At 65.8% G+C, this 14,206-nt stretch carries 16 protein-coding genes; 4 read left to right on the plus strand and 12 right to left on the minus strand.

What is annotated here, in order from left to right; all coding sequences use genetic code 11:
- Window positions 1–152: 152 nt before the first annotated feature.
- Entirely contained in the window at window positions 153–929 is a 777-nt protein-coding gene (locus tag Q4E25_RS05135) for a hypothetical protein (RefSeq protein ID WP_303154759.1), read from the minus strand.
- Between the two features lie 190 nt (window positions 930–1,119).
- Here Q4E25_RS05135 and Q4E25_RS05140 point away from each other — a divergent pair, with 190 nt between their 5' ends.
- Window positions 1,120–2,256 (plus strand): Mrp/NBP35 family ATP-binding protein, encoded by a 1,137-nt coding sequence (locus tag Q4E25_RS05140; RefSeq protein WP_303154761.1) that lies wholly within the window; start codon window positions 1,120–1,122, stop codon window positions 2,254–2,256.
- A gap of 119 nt (window positions 2,257–2,375) precedes the next feature.
- Here the strand turns inward: Q4E25_RS05140 and Q4E25_RS05145 are convergent, their stop codons facing one another.
- The 3 genes from Q4E25_RS05145 to sigE all read right to left on the minus strand — a co-directional run bounded on the left by Q4E25_RS05145 (window position 2,376) and on the right by sigE (window position 4,425).
- The gene (locus Q4E25_RS05145) at window positions 2,376–3,020 is read right to left on the minus strand and encodes a Sec-independent protein translocase TatB (protein ID WP_368502606.1); all 645 of its coding nucleotides are present in this window, start codon (window positions 3,018–3,020) and stop codon (window positions 2,376–2,378) included.
- A 110-nt stretch (window positions 3,021–3,130) separates the two neighbouring features.
- Complete coding sequence (locus tag Q4E25_RS05150; RefSeq protein WP_303154827.1) at window positions 3,131–3,574, minus strand: anti-sigma factor; 444 nt, start codon at window positions 3,572–3,574, stop codon at window positions 3,131–3,133.
- A 161-nt stretch (window positions 3,575–3,735) separates the two neighbouring features.
- Entirely contained in the window at window positions 3,736–4,425 is a 690-nt protein-coding gene (gene sigE, locus Q4E25_RS05155; RefSeq protein WP_303154766.1) for an RNA polymerase sigma factor SigE, read from the minus strand.
- Between the two features lie 152 nt (window positions 4,426–4,577).
- Between sigE and Q4E25_RS05160 the strand changes: the two genes are divergently transcribed.
- Window positions 4,578–5,222 (plus strand): O-methyltransferase, encoded by a 645-nt coding sequence (locus Q4E25_RS05160; protein WP_303154768.1) that lies wholly within the window; start codon window positions 4,578–4,580, stop codon window positions 5,220–5,222.
- A gap of 21 nt (window positions 5,223–5,243) precedes the next feature.
- Here the strand turns inward: Q4E25_RS05160 and glgC are convergent, their stop codons facing one another.
- The gene (gene glgC / locus Q4E25_RS05165; protein ID WP_303154771.1) at window positions 5,244–6,461 is read right to left on the minus strand and encodes a glucose-1-phosphate adenylyltransferase; all 1,218 of its coding nucleotides are present in this window, start codon (window positions 6,459–6,461) and stop codon (window positions 5,244–5,246) included.
- 109 nt (window positions 6,462–6,570) lie between these two features.
- On the opposite strand from glgC, the gene glgA reads away from it, so the two are divergent.
- Together glgA and Q4E25_RS05175 are read left to right on the plus strand one after the other, a co-directional pair.
- Window positions 6,571–7,728 (plus strand): glycogen synthase, encoded by a 1,158-nt coding sequence (glgA, locus tag Q4E25_RS05170; protein ID WP_303154772.1) that lies wholly within the window; start codon window positions 6,571–6,573, stop codon window positions 7,726–7,728.
- A gap of 8 nt (window positions 7,729–7,736) precedes the next feature.
- On the plus strand, window positions 7,737–9,167 hold the full coding sequence (locus Q4E25_RS05175; RefSeq protein WP_303154774.1) for a GH32 C-terminal domain-containing protein: 1,431 nt from the start codon (window positions 7,737–7,739) through the stop codon (window positions 9,165–9,167).
- A gap of 40 nt (window positions 9,168–9,207) precedes the next feature.
- Here the strand turns inward: Q4E25_RS05175 and Q4E25_RS05180 are convergent, their stop codons facing one another.
- The 7 genes from Q4E25_RS05180 to dapE all read right to left on the minus strand — a co-directional run bounded on the left by Q4E25_RS05180 (window position 9,208) and on the right by dapE (window position 14,173).
- A complete protein-coding gene (locus Q4E25_RS05180; protein WP_303154776.1) occupies window positions 9,208–10,074 on the minus strand; it encodes a methyltransferase domain-containing protein in 867 nt (288 codons plus the stop codon).
- Between the two features lie 81 nt (window positions 10,075–10,155).
- Entirely contained in the window at window positions 10,156–10,323 is a 168-nt protein-coding gene (locus Q4E25_RS05185; protein ID WP_303154777.1) for a DUF3117 domain-containing protein, read from the minus strand.
- 67 nt (window positions 10,324–10,390) lie between these two features.
- Window positions 10,391–10,660 carry a DivIVA domain-containing protein gene (locus tag Q4E25_RS05190; RefSeq protein WP_303154779.1) on the minus strand — a complete coding sequence of 90 codons (270 nt, stop codon included), beginning with the start codon at window positions 10,658–10,660 and terminating at the stop codon, window positions 10,391–10,393.
- 3 nt (window positions 10,661–10,663) lie between these two features.
- The gene (locus Q4E25_RS05195) at window positions 10,664–11,407 is read right to left on the minus strand and encodes a glucosyl-3-phosphoglycerate synthase (protein WP_303154781.1); all 744 of its coding nucleotides are present in this window, start codon (window positions 11,405–11,407) and stop codon (window positions 10,664–10,666) included.
- Window positions 11,407–12,219 (minus strand): dihydropteroate synthase, encoded by an 813-nt coding sequence (gene folP, locus Q4E25_RS05200; RefSeq protein ID WP_303154829.1) that lies wholly within the window; start codon window positions 12,217–12,219, stop codon window positions 11,407–11,409. Before folP ends, Q4E25_RS05195 begins: the two co-directional genes overlap by 1 nt.
- A 47-nt stretch (window positions 12,220–12,266) precedes the next feature.
- Window positions 12,267–13,055, minus strand: a complete 789-nt coding sequence (locus Q4E25_RS05205) for a TIGR00730 family Rossman fold protein (RefSeq protein WP_303154784.1) — start codon at window positions 13,053–13,055, stop codon at window positions 12,267–12,269.
- Between the two features lie 32 nt (window positions 13,056–13,087).
- Window positions 13,088–14,173 (minus strand): succinyl-diaminopimelate desuccinylase, encoded by a 1,086-nt coding sequence (gene dapE / locus Q4E25_RS05210; RefSeq protein WP_303154786.1) that lies wholly within the window; start codon window positions 14,171–14,173, stop codon window positions 13,088–13,090.
- Window positions 14,174–14,206: the final 33 nt, after the last annotated feature.

The raw sequence follows: 14,206 nt of genomic DNA on the forward strand, positions 1-14,206 counted from the left end.
CGCAGAGAGTCTCCCAGCAGGTCTCCGCAGTAAGACCCTCAGAGACTCAAGGCCCCCTCCCGCTTAGCTCACAGTGAGCGCGGGAGGGGGCCTTGTGCTTGGTCTGCTGATGCCCGGGCCCCGGGTTCCAGGGGTTGTTGGAGGCGTGCGCGCTAGCCTTGCCTGGAGTCCAGCCGGTCCTGCTTGTCCTGCTTAGTGTCTCCGGAGACCATGTCGGAGCCCGAGGAGTTGGAGTCGCCACCCGTCTTCAGCGCCGCGCCGCCGGCGTGCTGGGCCATCCAGATACCCACGGCCTCGCGCACGGAAGAATCCTCGGCGTTTTCCACCAGCTCATCCAGCTCCGGCTTGGTGAGGAACTTGGTCAACGAGGACACTGCCAGCTTCTCCTCGCGGTTGAACATGCCCTTGCCATAGACCACCACGTAGTTTTCCGGCAGCTCTGGCTTAGCGTTCTCGCAGCCCTCGGCGCCCGCGGGCTCCACCACGCTCAGCTGCGGCGGTATCGCGCCCATGAGCGCGATGTGCGTGCGCTCCAAGAAATCCTCACCGGAGGGGTCCTCTTGGTCCTTGGCGTAGTCGGCGGAAAGCTCGCGCGCGGTATGCCCGTCAAAGAAGTTGAGCAGCGCGCCCGTACAGCCGATAAACAGCTTGCTGCCGGGCTCGAAGGCCAGCTCGTGCGAGGAGGCCGATTCATAGTCCTTGGAGGACAGCGGGGTGATATCGGCCGCGCGCCCCTCGCTTTCCAGGGTTTGTTTGTAGAGCTCCGCCAGCACCAGGTTCTCCGTGGATTCCCTGGCAAAGACCACGGTCACCGGGGTGGTCAGCTGCGGGTTGGCGTCAGCACGCGGCTCAAACTTGGCGCAGCCGGCCACGGTGCTTGCGGCAAGGCCAACGGCGCTTACTAAGGCGGCGAGTCTGTACCTTCGCATGGGGGATGGCTCCTTCGGCGACGCGGGCGGCTGGGGCAGCGCAGTGATGGCGCACGTGCCCACCGATGCTGGCTAATCCGTTGTGATTCTACACGGCGCGCACCCACACCCTTGCATCCCCAGGGTGGCGCTTGCATCCCCAGGGCGGCACTACGGCTGGCACGCGGCGGGGGCTAGAATAAACACCGATATGTCTAACGCAATTACTGAAGCCACCGTCCGCGAGGCCCTCTCGCGCGTGGAAGATCCCGAAATTGGTCGTCCCATCACCGAGCTCGGCATGGTCAAGTCGGTCGCCGTGGAGGGCAACGACATTGCCGTGGAGATTTACCTCACCATCGCCGGCTGTCCCATGAAAAACACTATTGAGGCCAACACCCGTGCGGTGCTGGAGGAGCTCGAGGGCGTGGGCACTGTCAGCGTCAGTCTCGATGCCATGAATGACGAGCAGCGCCGTGAGCTCAAGGCCAAGCTGCGTGGCGGCCAGGCCGAGCCAGAGATTCCCTTTGCCAAGCCTGAGTCCACCACCCGCGTGTTCGCGGTGGCCTCGGGTAAGGGAGGCGTGGGCAAGTCCTCCGTGACGGTCAACCTGGCCGCCGCCCTGCAGGCCAAGGGCCTCAAGGTCGGCATCGTGGACGCCGATATTTACGGCCACTCCGTTCCCAGCCTGCTCGGCTCCACCGCGGGCCCCACGGTCCTCGATGATGAGATGCTGCTGCCGCCCATCTCACACGGCATTAAGCACATCTCCATCGGCCAGTTCGTGGAGGGCAACGCGCCCGTGGTCTGGCGCGGCCCGATGTTGCACCGCGCGCTGCAGCAATTCCTCGCAGACGTCTTCTGGGGCGATCTCGACGTACTCCTGCTGGACCTACCACCCGGCACCGGTGACGTGGCCCTGTCCGTGGCTCAGCTCATCCCCAACGCCGAACTGCTCATCGTGACCACCCCGCAGGCCGCCGCCGCTGAGGTGGCTGAGCGCGCGGGCTCCATCGCCCAGCAGACCCGCCAGCGCGTGGCCGGCGTCATTGAAAACATGGGCGCAATGGTGCTTCCTGACGGCAGCACCATGGACATCTTTGGCAGCGGCGGCGGCAAGGTCGTAGCACAGCGCTTGTCGACGATCCTCGGCTACGACGTCCCCCTCCTCGCCGAGATCCCACTGGACCCGGCCCTGCGCGCCGGCGGCGACGCAGGCGAGCCCATCCTCAACGCCGCACCGGAGTCTCCGGCCACCACGGCGCTGAAGTCCCTGGCCGATAAACTGGCAATCCGCAAGGATTCCCTGGTGGGCAAGACCCTGGGTCTGGGAGTCACCCGCCACTAGAGTTGCTTACGGCAGCCTAGCCGCCCTACACGGCAAAAGTCGCGCCCGATCCCCTCGGATCCGGCGCGACTTTTGCCGTCTAGGCCGGTTGCGTACTTTCTGAGAGGACACGCGTGAGCTTAGAGCACGCTGGTCCAGCTGAACCCGCCGGTGTCCTCGCTGCCAGAAGACTCGCTGCGGGTCTGGGCATCAGGTGCGGCGGGTTCCTGCTGGGCGGGTTTCTGCTGAGCTTGCTCCTGCGCTGCAAGCTCCTCAGCGCGCGGTTCAGAGCGCTGCGGCTCGGCCGGCTGGGAGTAAATCTGTGAGTAATCAAAGCCGCCCTGGGTCTGCTGGGATGGCTGGCCGGGCTGCTGCACGGTGCCCGGTGCCGGTGTGGACTGTGCGCCCGGATGCCCCGGCTGGGGGCGCACAGAGCGCTGTGGCTGTGATTGTGACTGTGCTTGCGGTTGCTGGCCGGCCAGGGTGGGGTTGCCCATGTCCTTGGTGATGGTGCGGGGGTCAAAGTCATCCCAGGCGGAGTCATCGCCGTCAAACAGCGCCTTGGTGATAGCCCCCTTGGGGCCCAGCCTTCCCCACTCGGCGGCCTGGCTAATCGGCCCGCGCAGCGCCTCAAACTCGCCGCTGAACTGGCTCATTTCCCCGTTGAGCTCGGCCTTGGCGTTGTTAATGGCCTTGCGCGCGGCATAGATAGCGGCGCGGATATCGGTAATCACACCGGGCAAACGCTCGGGGCCGATGACGACGATGCCCAGAAGGACAATCATCGCAATTTCGGGCCACCCAATTGAAGAAAACACCTTGTTATCTTAACTTGTTTCCTGCTTTTTGCTATCCAACCCACCGCAGCGCCTGGACGGCGCCCTCGCGCAGGTACTTAACCGCCGCGCTGATTGTGACGAATGGCCCTGATGACCATCTCCACTCGGTCCAGGAAGTCGCGGTGTACCTCGCCGGCCGGCGTCTCCCCCGCTGCCTCTTTCGGGGCGCGGTGCTCGCGCGGGGGCAGGCTGGCAATGTCCGCTAGCTTCGCCATAAGGCCGGTAGGCATGCGCACGTCGCCGTCGATGTTGGAGTGGCGCAGACGCTCCGAGGCGTGCCGCTGGGCGTGGACGTCGGCTCGGCACTGCGGGCAGTGCACCAGGTGCACGCGGACGCGGTGCATGAACTTGTCTTCCATCTCCCCGTCCACGAAGGCCGCCACGGCCTCCGGGCCGAGGTGGCCGATGGTGTCGTTGCGCCGCGCTCGCGCCTTGGACTTATCGCGGGCCTTCCTGCGAGCCTGGCAGTCCTTGGATTCCTCGCTGCCAGCAGCACGCAGCCAGAAGGATTCGCGGCGCTGCGATGATGCCTCCACGCGCGCTCCTTTCCGCTCACGCTGGCCCAGGCGCTCACCATGGCCAGCTCACTACAGCTCAGCTGCACGCGGGGCGCGTGCTCAGTGCCCCGCGGCTCTATCCCTTAGATTGTAGTGAAATACGGCTAGCGCACGCGCAGCAGATCGCGAGCGTTATCGTCGGTCTGCGCGGCTTTCTCCAGCGCGGCGCGCAGCTGGGAGCGCCCGCGGTGGATACGCGAGCGCACGGTTCCCATCTTCACGCCGAGGGTCTCAGCGATCTCGTCATAGCTCATGCCCACGACATCACAAAGAACCACGGCCACGCGGAAATCGGGCGCCAGATCATCGAGCGCCAGCTGCAGCGCCGGGTCCAAGTTGGCCGCACTGTAGGCCTGCTCCGGGGTCATGTCGTTGCCCGGCACGCGCTCGTAATCCTCCGGCAGGGCCTCCATGCGGATCCTCGAGCGGTGGCGCACCATATCGAGGAAGAGGTTGGTAGTGATGCGGTGCAGCCATCCCTCGAAAGTCCCGGCCTGGTACTTGTCCAGGGAGCGGAACACGCGCATGAAGGTCTCCTGGGTGAGGTCTTCGGCGTCGTGCTGATTACCGGCCAGGCGGTAGGCCAAGCGGTAGACGCCGTCGGCGTGCTCGGCCACCAGCTCCGCCCAGGAGGGCATCTCGCCTTCCCCGGCGTCGAAAGCGGCGGTTCCGGTCAGCTCCTCACCGCCAGCACCCGCCTGCTCGGCTGACTGCGAGTCATGCTCGCCATCGCCGGCGAAGGGAGAGGTGGAGGTGTTGTGGGAGTTCCGAGAATCGCGCAACTTTCGTGACATGGGCTCTATCTTTCTATATTTGGATGCCAAACTCCAGACGTGAAGCTGTAAAGATCCTGTAAAGCCACCACAAGCGCCACACCCGTCACAAATCCACTGCTCTTGTGCAGGTCTGACACCACCGCGCGCACTTTTTCCCTAATGTTGGGGACGTGAATAATACGGCTTTTGACGCACTGCGTTCCTACATCGAGAACACCAGCCAGCCCTCCGAGGCCCTCACCGGCGCCCGCGCCCACGCGGAAGAATACGGCCTTTCCGTGCCCGACGAGCCCACTGGCCAGCTGCTCGCCACCCTGGCCGCCGCCGCCAGCGGGACGGACCGCGCGCAGGCAGTTGTCATCTCCCCTGCCGCCGCGGTGGTAGGCCTCTACGTGCTCGAGGGTCTGCCCGATGCCGGCATCCTCACCTGCATCGACCCCGAGGCCGAGCACCAGGCCACCGCCAAGGCTACCTTCCGCGAGGCCGGTTACGCCTCCACCCGCTGCCGCTTCCTCCCCTCGCGCCCCCTGGAGGTCATGGGCCGCCTAGCCACTGACGCCTACCAGCTCATCTACGCCGACGTCCCCGCCCTAGACATGCCGGCGCTCATCAAGGCCGCGGTCCCCCTGCTGCGCGCACACGGCACGCTCGCCATTGCTAATTCGCTTCTCGACGCCACCGTGGCCGATCCCACCCGCACCGACCGCGACACCGCCGCCGCCCGCGAGGCAGACGAGCTCGTCCGCACGCTCGAGGGCGTGTTGGTGACTCGCCTCCCCCTGGGCTCCGGGCTCACCCTGGTGACCAAGCTCTAGCCGCGCGAGCGGCCAGAGGCCCTAGACCACCTGGTTCTTGCCCACGACCACCACGCCGCCGTCGGATACCTTGAAGCGCTCGGCGTCGCGCTCGCGGTCGACGCCGATAATCGCACCCTCGTTGACCTTGACGTTCTTATCCAAGATGGCGTGACGTACCACCGCACCCTTGCCGATGCGCACGCCGGGCATGAGCACCGAGCCTTCCACCGTGGCGCCGTCGGCCACGTGAACGTCTGAAGCCAGCACCGAGTTGCGCACCGTGCCGCCGGAGACGATGCAGCCCGCCGAGACCATCGAGGACTGCGCGATGCCGTTTTGCACGAACTTCGCCGGCGGCCAGTTGGCGGAATCCGTGGAGTGAATCGGCCACTTGTCGTTGTAGAGGTTGAAGATCGGGTGCACGGAGATGAGATCCATGTGCGCCTCGTAGAAGGAATCGATGGTGCCGACATCGCGCCAGTACCCGTGATCCCGCTCGGTGGAGCCGGGGACCTCGTTGGCCATGAAGTCGTAGACGTGGGCCTGGCCCTGGGAGACGAAGTAAGGGATGATGTCCCCGCCCATATCGTGGGAGGAGTTCTCATTCTTTTCGTCGGCCAAGAGGGCGTCGATCAGCGCGCTGGCAGTGAAGACGTAGTTGCCCATGGAGGCGTAGGTCATGTTCGGGTCATCCGGGGTGGCCGGGGGATTCTCCGGCTTCTCCACGAACTCCGTGATGGTGCCCATACCGTCAGCCTGAATGCAGCCGAAGGCCGAGGCATCCGAGCGCGGCACGCGGATGCCTGCCACCGAGCAATCAAGCCCGGTGGCGATGTGTTCCTCCACCATCTGGGAGGGATCCATGCGGTAGACGTGATCGGCGCCAAAGACGATGACGTAGTCCGGTTTCTCGTCATAGATGAGGTTAAGGGACTGCACAATCGCATCGGCCGAGCCGTTGTACCAGCGCTTGCCGCGGCGCTGCTGGGCCGGCACCGAGGCGATGTACTGCGGGGTGGGCCCGGAGAGGTTCCAGGCCTGGGAGATGTGGCGGTCCAGGGAGTGGGACTTGTACTGGGTCAGCACGGCGATTTTCAGGTAACCGGCGTTGACCAGGTTGGACAGAACAAAGTCAACGAGGCGGTAGGAACCCCCGAAGGGCACGGCGGGCTTGGCGCGGTCTTCGGTCAGCGGGAAGAGGCGCTTGCCTTCGCCGCCGGCAAGAACAATTGCTAGGACATTAGGCTGGCTTTTCACATCCTCCAACCTATTCATGTTTGGCGCGCTTCGCAGTGGAAAATCGCTCAGAGTTACCCCCGCCGCGGATTTCTGCACGGGCCTGCAAGCTTCCGTATTCTAGGTGGGTATGAGAGCTGGAATTTTTTCCAAAGAATATCCCCCAGAAATTTACGGCGGTGCCGGTGTGCACGTGGCCGAACTCACCCGCTTCATGCGCGAGATCATCGATGTCTCCGTTCACTGCACCGGTTCCCCTCGCGAAGAAAAAGACGTCTTTGTCCACGGCGTCGACCCAGAACTGGCCCAGGCCAACCCGGCCATCCAGACGCTGTCGACGGGCCTGCGCATGGCCAACGCCGCCAGCGACATCGACGTCGCTCACTCCCATACCTGGTACTCCGGGCTGGGCGGCCACCTCGCCGCACGCTTCTACGGTATTCCCCACGTGGTGACCGCCCACTCGCTGGAGCCGCACCGCCCGTGGAAGCGCGAGCAGCTCGGCGGCGGCTACGAGGTCTCCTCGTGGTCGGAGAAGAACGCCATGGAGTACGCCGACGCCGTCATCGCGGTCTCCGCCGGCATGAAGGAGTCCATCCTGGACGCCTACCCACGCATCGACGCCGACAAGGTCCACGTGGTGCTCAACGGCATCGACACCGAGATGTGGTACCCGCGCCAGGCGGATTACCTGGACACCTTGGGCGTGGACAAGCAGCGCCCCATCGTCGCCTTCGTGGGGCGTATCACCCGCCAGAAGGGCGTGAAACACCTGCTCAAGGCCGCAGCGCAGTTCGATGAGGATATCCAGCTCGTCCTTTGTGCCGGCGCCCCCGATACCCCGGAGATCGCCGCGGAGACCAAGGCTTTGGTAGAAGAGCTGCAGGCCACCCGCGATGGCGTCTACTGGGTGCAGGACATGCTCTCGCGCGAGCTGATCCAGGAGGTCTACTCCGGTGCGGACGTCTTTGTCTGCCCCTCCATTTATGAGCCTTTGGGCATCGTCAACCTCGAGGCCATGGCCTGCGGCACCGCCGTGGTGGCCTCCAACGTGGGTGGCATTCCGGAGGTCGTCGTCGACGGCGAAACCGGCATCCTGGTCAACTATGACGAATCCGATCCCGCCACCTTCGAGGCCGACATCGCTGCCGCCGTCAACCAGGTGGCCGCCGATAAGCAGCGCGCCGCCGCCTTCGGCGAGGCTGGGCGCACCCGCGCGGTGGAGCACTTCTCCTGGGCCACCATCGCGCAGCAGACCGTTGACATCTACCGCTCACTGATCAAGTAAGGAGCACCGTGACTTCCCACCAGCCAGAACTGCACCTCTCCCTGGAATCCGGCATCCTCGAAGCCCCCGCGGGCGTGTTGCTCGACGGCACCACCTGGCACCTGTTCTACCAGTACCGCCAGGACAAGGGCGCGCCCACCCGCTGGGGCCACACCACCTCCGAGGAAACCCCCTTCGAGTGGATGGAGTGCGATGACGTCCTGGCCCCGGCCGGCGGCGAACTCTCCCTGCGCGCGGGTTCTGTCACCGCCGAGGAGGGCTCCATCAACCTCTACTTCACCTCGGTGACCTCCACCGACACCGCGGTTCACCTGGCCCGCTTCAGCGACTTCACCGATCCCTGCGTGCTGTCCGAGGACAAGCTGGCGCTGGATCCGCACGTCACTCGCTACGGCGAGGTGGCCGGCTCCATCACCAACTACACCCGCTTCCGCTCCCCCTCGGTGGTGCCCAACTGGGCCTCGGATGACCGCGACGAGGGCCACGAGGGCTGGCTCATGCTGGCGCTAACCGGGCACTCCGACGCCCCGAAGCCGGTGATCCTGGAAAGCCCCGACGGGGTCTCCTGGACCTTCAAGGGCCCGCTGACCTTGGATGGTGACGCCGGCTTCAACGAGAGCGAGGTCCCCTCCACCTCCCCGCTTCCCCCGGTGGTCTCCCCGCGCGTGGTGCGCCTGCGCGATGAGATTGACGGCAAGATTTACGATGTCCTCCTGGTCACCCTCGAGCGCGATCACCGCGATGTCTCCGGCTACTTGGTAGGCCGCCTGGAGGGCACCACTTTTAGCATCGTCTCCGGCTTCCAGCGCATCGACTTCGGCCACGATTTCTCCCGCCCGCGCAACACCAACTTCACCACGGGCACCGTTGCCCAGGGCAAGCGCTACGACGAAGCCATCATCTTCGGCCTGCTCAACGGCGCTGGACGCGCCGACGATCCCACCCAGCAACTGGCCTTTAAGGAGGAGGGCTGGGCCAACTCCCTGGCGTTGCCGCGCCACATCACGCTGCAGGGCGGGAAGCTCTACATGACTCCCCCGCCGGGGCTGCAGGACGCCATCCTCGCCACGGATCGCGCCCGCTCCTGGACGGGCATCATGAACGTGCCAGCCGGCGGCTCGGTGGCGCTGACGCTTCTCGACGCCCACGGCAAGCCCGCCGCCGTGGTCACCCACGCTGCGGACAAGCTCACGCTGGATCGCTCCATGAGCGCGACCTTCGGCGAGTCCCAGCCGGCGGTGGCCCCGCTGGTGGAGGATGACACCGACGCACTGACCGTGGTGGTGGACGGCAACACCGTGGAGGTCTTTGCCGACGGCGGCCAGGCCGCCATGGCTTCGCGCGTCTACTTCGACGGCTACTGCTCCGGCATCGAGGTCGCCACCGAGGGCGGCGCCGAGGTGGAGCAGTTCTATGAGCGCAAGGGCTCTAAGTTCTAGAGCTATAGAGGCGCTGCACTAGAGCTGTTCTGGCGCTGCACTAGAGCGCGCGCAGGCGGTCCAGGCGGGCGCGGGCGGTGACGGTCATGGTCTCCGGCAGCGCCGCCATCCGCTTCTCCAGCTCCGCAGTCTCGATGTGGCGCGCCGAGGGGCTCATGCCCACCTGGGCGGCGATGGACGAACGGTCCAGGGTGATGGGGAAGCTCAGCTCCACCGGCTCGGCCGCCTGCTCGAGGAAGCCCTCCGCCTGCTCGTAGAGGCGATCGATCTTTCCTTCCTCCACTCCCAGGATGCCCAGCGGCTCGCGCAGCTCGTCGAGGTGGCCCGTATCCGGGGTGAGCACGATGACCTCACCGCCCGGGCGCAGCACGCGCTGGAACTCCGCCGAGTTGCGCGGGGCGAAGATCACAGAGATGGCGTCGATGGACTCGTCGCGGAGGGGCAGCCGTTCCCAGACGTCGGCCACCACCGCGCCCACGCGCGGGTGGCACTTGGCCAGGTGTTTGGCGGCGTGCGGGGAAATATCCAGGCCCACGCCGCGGGCCTCGGCGATGGAATCGAGGGTGTGCGCCAGGTAGTAGCCGGTACCAGCTCCCACTTCCAGCAGGGCCGGGTGGTGATCCTCGGGGACCTCGGCGGCATCGAGGGCGTCGAACACGGCAGCGGTGACTGCCTCCACAAAAGGCGCGAAGTGGCCCAGTGAGAGGAAGGTCTCGCGGGCGGCGACCATCGCGCTATCGTCGCCCTTGTGCTTGAGGCCAGCGCCGGCGGCGAGGGTGACATAGCCCTGCTTGGCTACATCAAAAGAATGGCCGGATTCCGAGACCAAACGGCTGAAATCATCTTCCCCGTGCAGGGCGGTGCCGTCATTCGGATCGGCCAAAACATCAATGATGTGTGAAAGCATGAATCCAGCCTAGCGTTAAAACACGAGGCTGGAAACTTCTTCAACACAAAGAAAATTAGCCGGGAAAATTAGCCGGGAGTATTAGCTGGAAACCTCTACCAGCAGCGAGCCCAGCTCAGCTGCTTCTTCCTTGCTGAGCTCCACGACGATCCTGCCGCCACCGTCGGAGGGGATCCGCATCACAATCTTGCGCGACTCTTCCACGGCCTCCATCGGGCCACCCGTAGTGCGAGGCTTCATTGCTGCCATTACGCATCCGCTCCTTAAACAAGCATTTCAATTGTTGGGTACTTCCAACCACTCTACGCGTTTTTCACTAGTCACGAGCGGACTCGGCCCGCAGGCGCTCCTCCAGCGCCGTCAGGAGGTCATCAACCTGATCCTGGCGGTAACCGCGGGTGACCACGTCAAAGCGGATCTTCTCCCAATGGCCAGCCTCCAGGGCCGCGCGGTTATCCTCCATGAGATTACGCGCTTCATCGGGCTTTTCCATCACCGTTGTCCGCCCAAAAAGCCTCCCGCTTAGCCAGGTGCCCAAAACAACCAGGGCGGCGAGAACAACGATGAGCACAATCCACGAAAGCATGGCTTAAATAGTAGCGTCGTGCGCTGCGCGGTGGGCAACTGCGCCGTCGATTCCGGCGCGCGAGAGCAGCGTGCGCGCCACGGTCTCCGCCATGGGGGCCAGTTCCTCCAGCGGGCGGTTGCGGTGGGCGCGGATGCCGAGGTCCACCTCGGCGATGGCGGCGGCACCGTGGCGCTGGGCGACGTCGACAAGCAGCCCGGCCTCCACCCCGTAGCCCTCAACGAAGGGCAGGCGGCGCGCGGTGGAGGTGCGCAGGGCGTACTCCCCTCCCAGCGGCTGGCTCACCCCGGCCAGCTCCGGGAAGAGCAGGCGCAGCAGCGGCTTGGCGGTCAGCTCGGTCACTCGACCGCCGCCGGTGGGCTGGCCGTTGAAGGTGCGCCGGTAGGTGGCCTTAACCATGTGGATGGACGGATCCTCCAGCGGGGCGCAGAGTACCGAGACCATGCCCGGGCGCGCGGAGGTGAGGTCGGCGTCGATGAAGACCACGTACTCCCCGCGGGCAATGCCCACCCCGCGCCACAGGGATTCGCCCTTACCGGGACGCGGCGGGCTGGGGTGGGCCTCGCGCCAGTTGATCACGCGCGCACCGGCGGCGCGGGCGCGCTCGGCGGTGGCGTCAGTGGAGTCGGCGTCGATGACGAGCAGCTCCAGTGGGCCATCGGCCAGGCAGGCGCGGACTACCTCGGCGATGGTGGCTTCCTCGTTGAGCGCAGGAATGATGACGCTAGCCCGGGATGCGTTAGCCATCAGGCCAGCCCCCGGGTGGTGGCCAGGGGTTCGGCGGTGCCCTGGATGGCAGCGGTCATGCGGATGACGTCGATGGTCTCTGCCACCTCGTGCACGCGGAAGGCGGCGACCCCGCGGGCGGCGGCCCAGGCGGTGGCCGCCAGTGTGCCGGCCACGCGCTCGCCCACCGGGCGGTCTACGGTCTCGCCCACGAAGTCCTTGTTAGACAGCGCCATGAGCACCGGCCAGCCGGTGGCCACCAGCTCGTCCACGCGGCGCAGCAGCTCCAGGCCGTGGAAGGTGTTCTTGCCAAAGTCGTGGGTGGGATCGATGAAGGTGAGCTCCTCCGGGCAGCCCAGCGCAGCGGCGCGCTCGGCCAGGGCGGTGGTCTCGCGGATGACGTCGGCGACGACGTCGTCAAAGTGCACGCGGTGCGGGCGGGTGCGCGGGGTGATGCCGCCGGTGTGCGAGCAGACGTAGCCCACCTTGTGCTGGCCGGCCACCTCGATGAGCTCCGGATCCCAGCCAGCCCAGGTGTCGTTGACCAGCCCGGCCCCGGCGCGGATGGCTTCCTCGGCCACCTCGGCGCGCCAGGTGTCCACGGAGATGAGCACCTCGGGGTGGCGGCGGTGGATCTCGGCGATGGTGGGCACTACCCGCTCGATTTCCTCTTGGGCGTCGACGGCCTCGCCGGGCCCGGCCTTGACCCCGCCGATGTCGAGGATCTGCGCGCCGGCGGCGATGACCTCCTCGGCCCGGGCGAGCGCCGGATCAAGCTGCCAGGTCTTGCCGTGGTCGTAGAAGGAATCCGGGGTGCGGTTGATGATCGCCATGACCCGGGCGAGGCCAGGCACGGGGGCGCTGGGCACGGTGTTCTTCATTATTTTTGGGTGGCGCTCCTGCGTTTCTTGTTGGCTCCGATGCGCTTATCGCTCATCACCTTGTGGCATTCCACAATGTGCTCGATGGCCTCGTCCACGTCATCGGTGACGAGGAAGAGATCCATGTCCTCCTGGTTAATGTACCCGCCGGCGGCCAGGGTATCGCGCAGCCAGCCCACCAGGCCGGACCAGTACTCGCTGCCCAGCAGCACGATGGGATAGTTGGTCACCTTGCCGGTCTGCACCATGCACAGCACCTCGAAAAACTCGTCCATGGTGCCCATGCCGCCGGGCAGGCAAATGAAGGCCTGGGAGTACTTGAGGAACATGGTCTTGCGGGCAAAGAAGTAGCGGAAGTTCACGCCCAGGTCCACGTAGGGGTTCATCCCCTGCTCGTGCGGCAGCTCGATGCCCAGGCCCACGGAGAGCCCCTCGGCCTCGTGCGCGCCGCGGTTGGCCGCCTCCATGAGCCCCGGGCCGCCGCCGGTGATAACGGCGTAGTCGGCCTTGGCCAGGGCCTCGCCCACCCGCACGCCGAGCTTGTAGGCCTCCGAATCCTCGGTGCTACGCGCGGAGCCGAAGACCGTGACGGCCTTGGGCAGGTTGGACAAGGCGTCGAATCCGGCAACGAACTCGCCCTGAATGCGCAGAACACGCCAGGGATCCGCGTGCATCCAGTCGTGGTCGGCGCCGGATTCCAGCAGGCGCTGGTCAAAAGTGGAGGCTTGGGTGCCTTCACTGCGCAGCAGCATGGGGCCGCGCAGGGTGCGCAGGTGATCGGGGGTCATTCTCTTCAGAGTCCTTCTGGGTTGGGGAAAGTTTATGCGGTGAGGTAGCTCAGCAGCGCCTGGGAGACCTCGGTGATCTGGGCCACGGGCACCTGCTCGTCCTTCTTGTGCGCGAAGCCGGGATCACCCGGGCCGAAATTGACGGCCGGGGTGCCCATCTCGAAAAAGCGGGCGACGTCAGTCCAGCCGTACTTGGCGCGGACGCTGCCGCGGCCACCGACGGCTTCTACAAGCGCACGCGCCGCAGGTTGAGCAAGCCCGGGCAGGGCGGCGCCGGCGGCGTCATCCACCTCGATGGTGACGTTCTCGTGCTCGCCGATCACCTCGCGCAGGTGGGCGTGGGCCTCCTCGAGGCTGCGGTCCGGGGCGAAGCGGAAGTTGACAAACATCCAGGCCTCATCCGGGATGGTATTGGTGGCCACCCCGGCTTCCAGGTGGACGATGTTGATGCCTTCCTTATAGGTACAGCCGTCGATGGTGACCTCGCGCGGGCTGTACTGCGCCACACGCTGCATCACCGGGGCAAGGGTGTGGGCGGCGTTGGAGCCCAGCCAGGCGCGCGCGGAGTGGGCACGGGTGCCGTGGGCGGTGACGCGGTAGCGCAGCGTGCCCTGGCAGCCTGCCTCGATCATGGCCCCGGAGGGCTCGCCCAACAGGGCAAGATCGCCCGCCAGCCATTCGGGGTGGTCCCGCTGCAGGTGGCCCAGGCCGTTGTACTCGGTGGCCACTTCCTCGCCCTCGTAGGCGATGACGGTAAGGTCATGGCGCAGCTGCGGGTCTGCATAAAGTGCAGCGAAGGCATGAAGATACACAGCCATGCCGGACTTCATATCCACGGTTCCGCACCCCCACATGATGTCCCCCTCCATGTGGTGCGGGGTGTTATCCGCCAGCGGCACGGTGTCTAAGTGACCGGCCAGAACCACGCGGGATCCCAGTCCGCGATCGGTGCGCGCACACACCGTATTGCCGTAGCGCTCCACCTGGATATCCCCAGGTAGCGCGCGCAACGCAGCCTCGACGGCGCTGGCGATCTCCTCCTCGTGATGGGAAGGGCTTTCAATGTCAACGAGAGCCTTGGTCAGTTCAATCGGGTCGGCGAAGAGATCTAAGTTCACAAGGCGCCATGCTAGCGCCCCCGGCGGGACTAT

It is taken from the genome of Corynebacterium sp., from assembly GCF_030532325.1.
In the GTDB taxonomy this organism is placed as follows: Bacteria; Actinomycetota; Actinomycetes; order Mycobacteriales; family Mycobacteriaceae; genus Corynebacterium.

Bases quoted from the DNA above. Each gene is read 5' to 3' on its own strand.
- Q4E25_RS05205 (WP_303154784.1), bottom strand. From the start codon at position 13,055: ATGACCCCCGATCACCTGCGCACCCTGCGCGGCCCCATGCTGCTGCGC.
- Q4E25_RS05140 (WP_303154761.1), top strand. From the start codon at position 1,120: ATGTCTAACGCAATTACTGAAGCCACCGTCCGCGAGGCCCTCTCGCGC.
- Q4E25_RS05135 (WP_303154759.1), bottom strand. From the start codon at position 929: ATGCGAAGGTACAGACTCGCCGCCTTAGTAAGCGCCGTTGGCCTTGCC.
- Q4E25_RS05185 (WP_303154777.1), bottom strand. From the start codon at position 10,323: ATGGCAGCAATGAAGCCTCGCACTACGGGTGGCCCGATGGAGGCCGTG.
- glgA (WP_303154772.1), top strand. From the start codon at position 6,571: ATGAGAGCTGGAATTTTTTCCAAAGAATATCCCCCAGAAATTTACGGC.
- Q4E25_RS05195 (WP_303154781.1), bottom strand. From the start codon at position 11,407: ATGGCTAACGCATCCCGGGCTAGCGTCATCATTCCTGCGCTCAACGAG.
- Q4E25_RS05180 (WP_303154776.1), bottom strand. From the start codon at position 10,074: ATGCTTTCACACATCATTGATGTTTTGGCCGATCCGAATGACGGCACC.
- folP (WP_303154829.1), bottom strand. From the start codon at position 12,219: ATGGCGATCATCAACCGCACCCCGGATTCCTTCTACGACCACGGCAAG.
- Q4E25_RS05145 (WP_368502606.1), bottom strand. From the start codon at position 3,020: ATGATTGTCCTTCTGGGCATCGTCGTCATCGGCCCCGAGCGTTTGCCC.
- sigE (WP_303154766.1), bottom strand. From the start codon at position 4,425: ATGTCACGAAAGTTGCGCGATTCTCGGAACTCCCACAACACCTCCACC.
- Q4E25_RS05190 (WP_303154779.1), bottom strand. From the start codon at position 10,660: ATGCTTTCGTGGATTGTGCTCATCGTTGTTCTCGCCGCCCTGGTTGTT.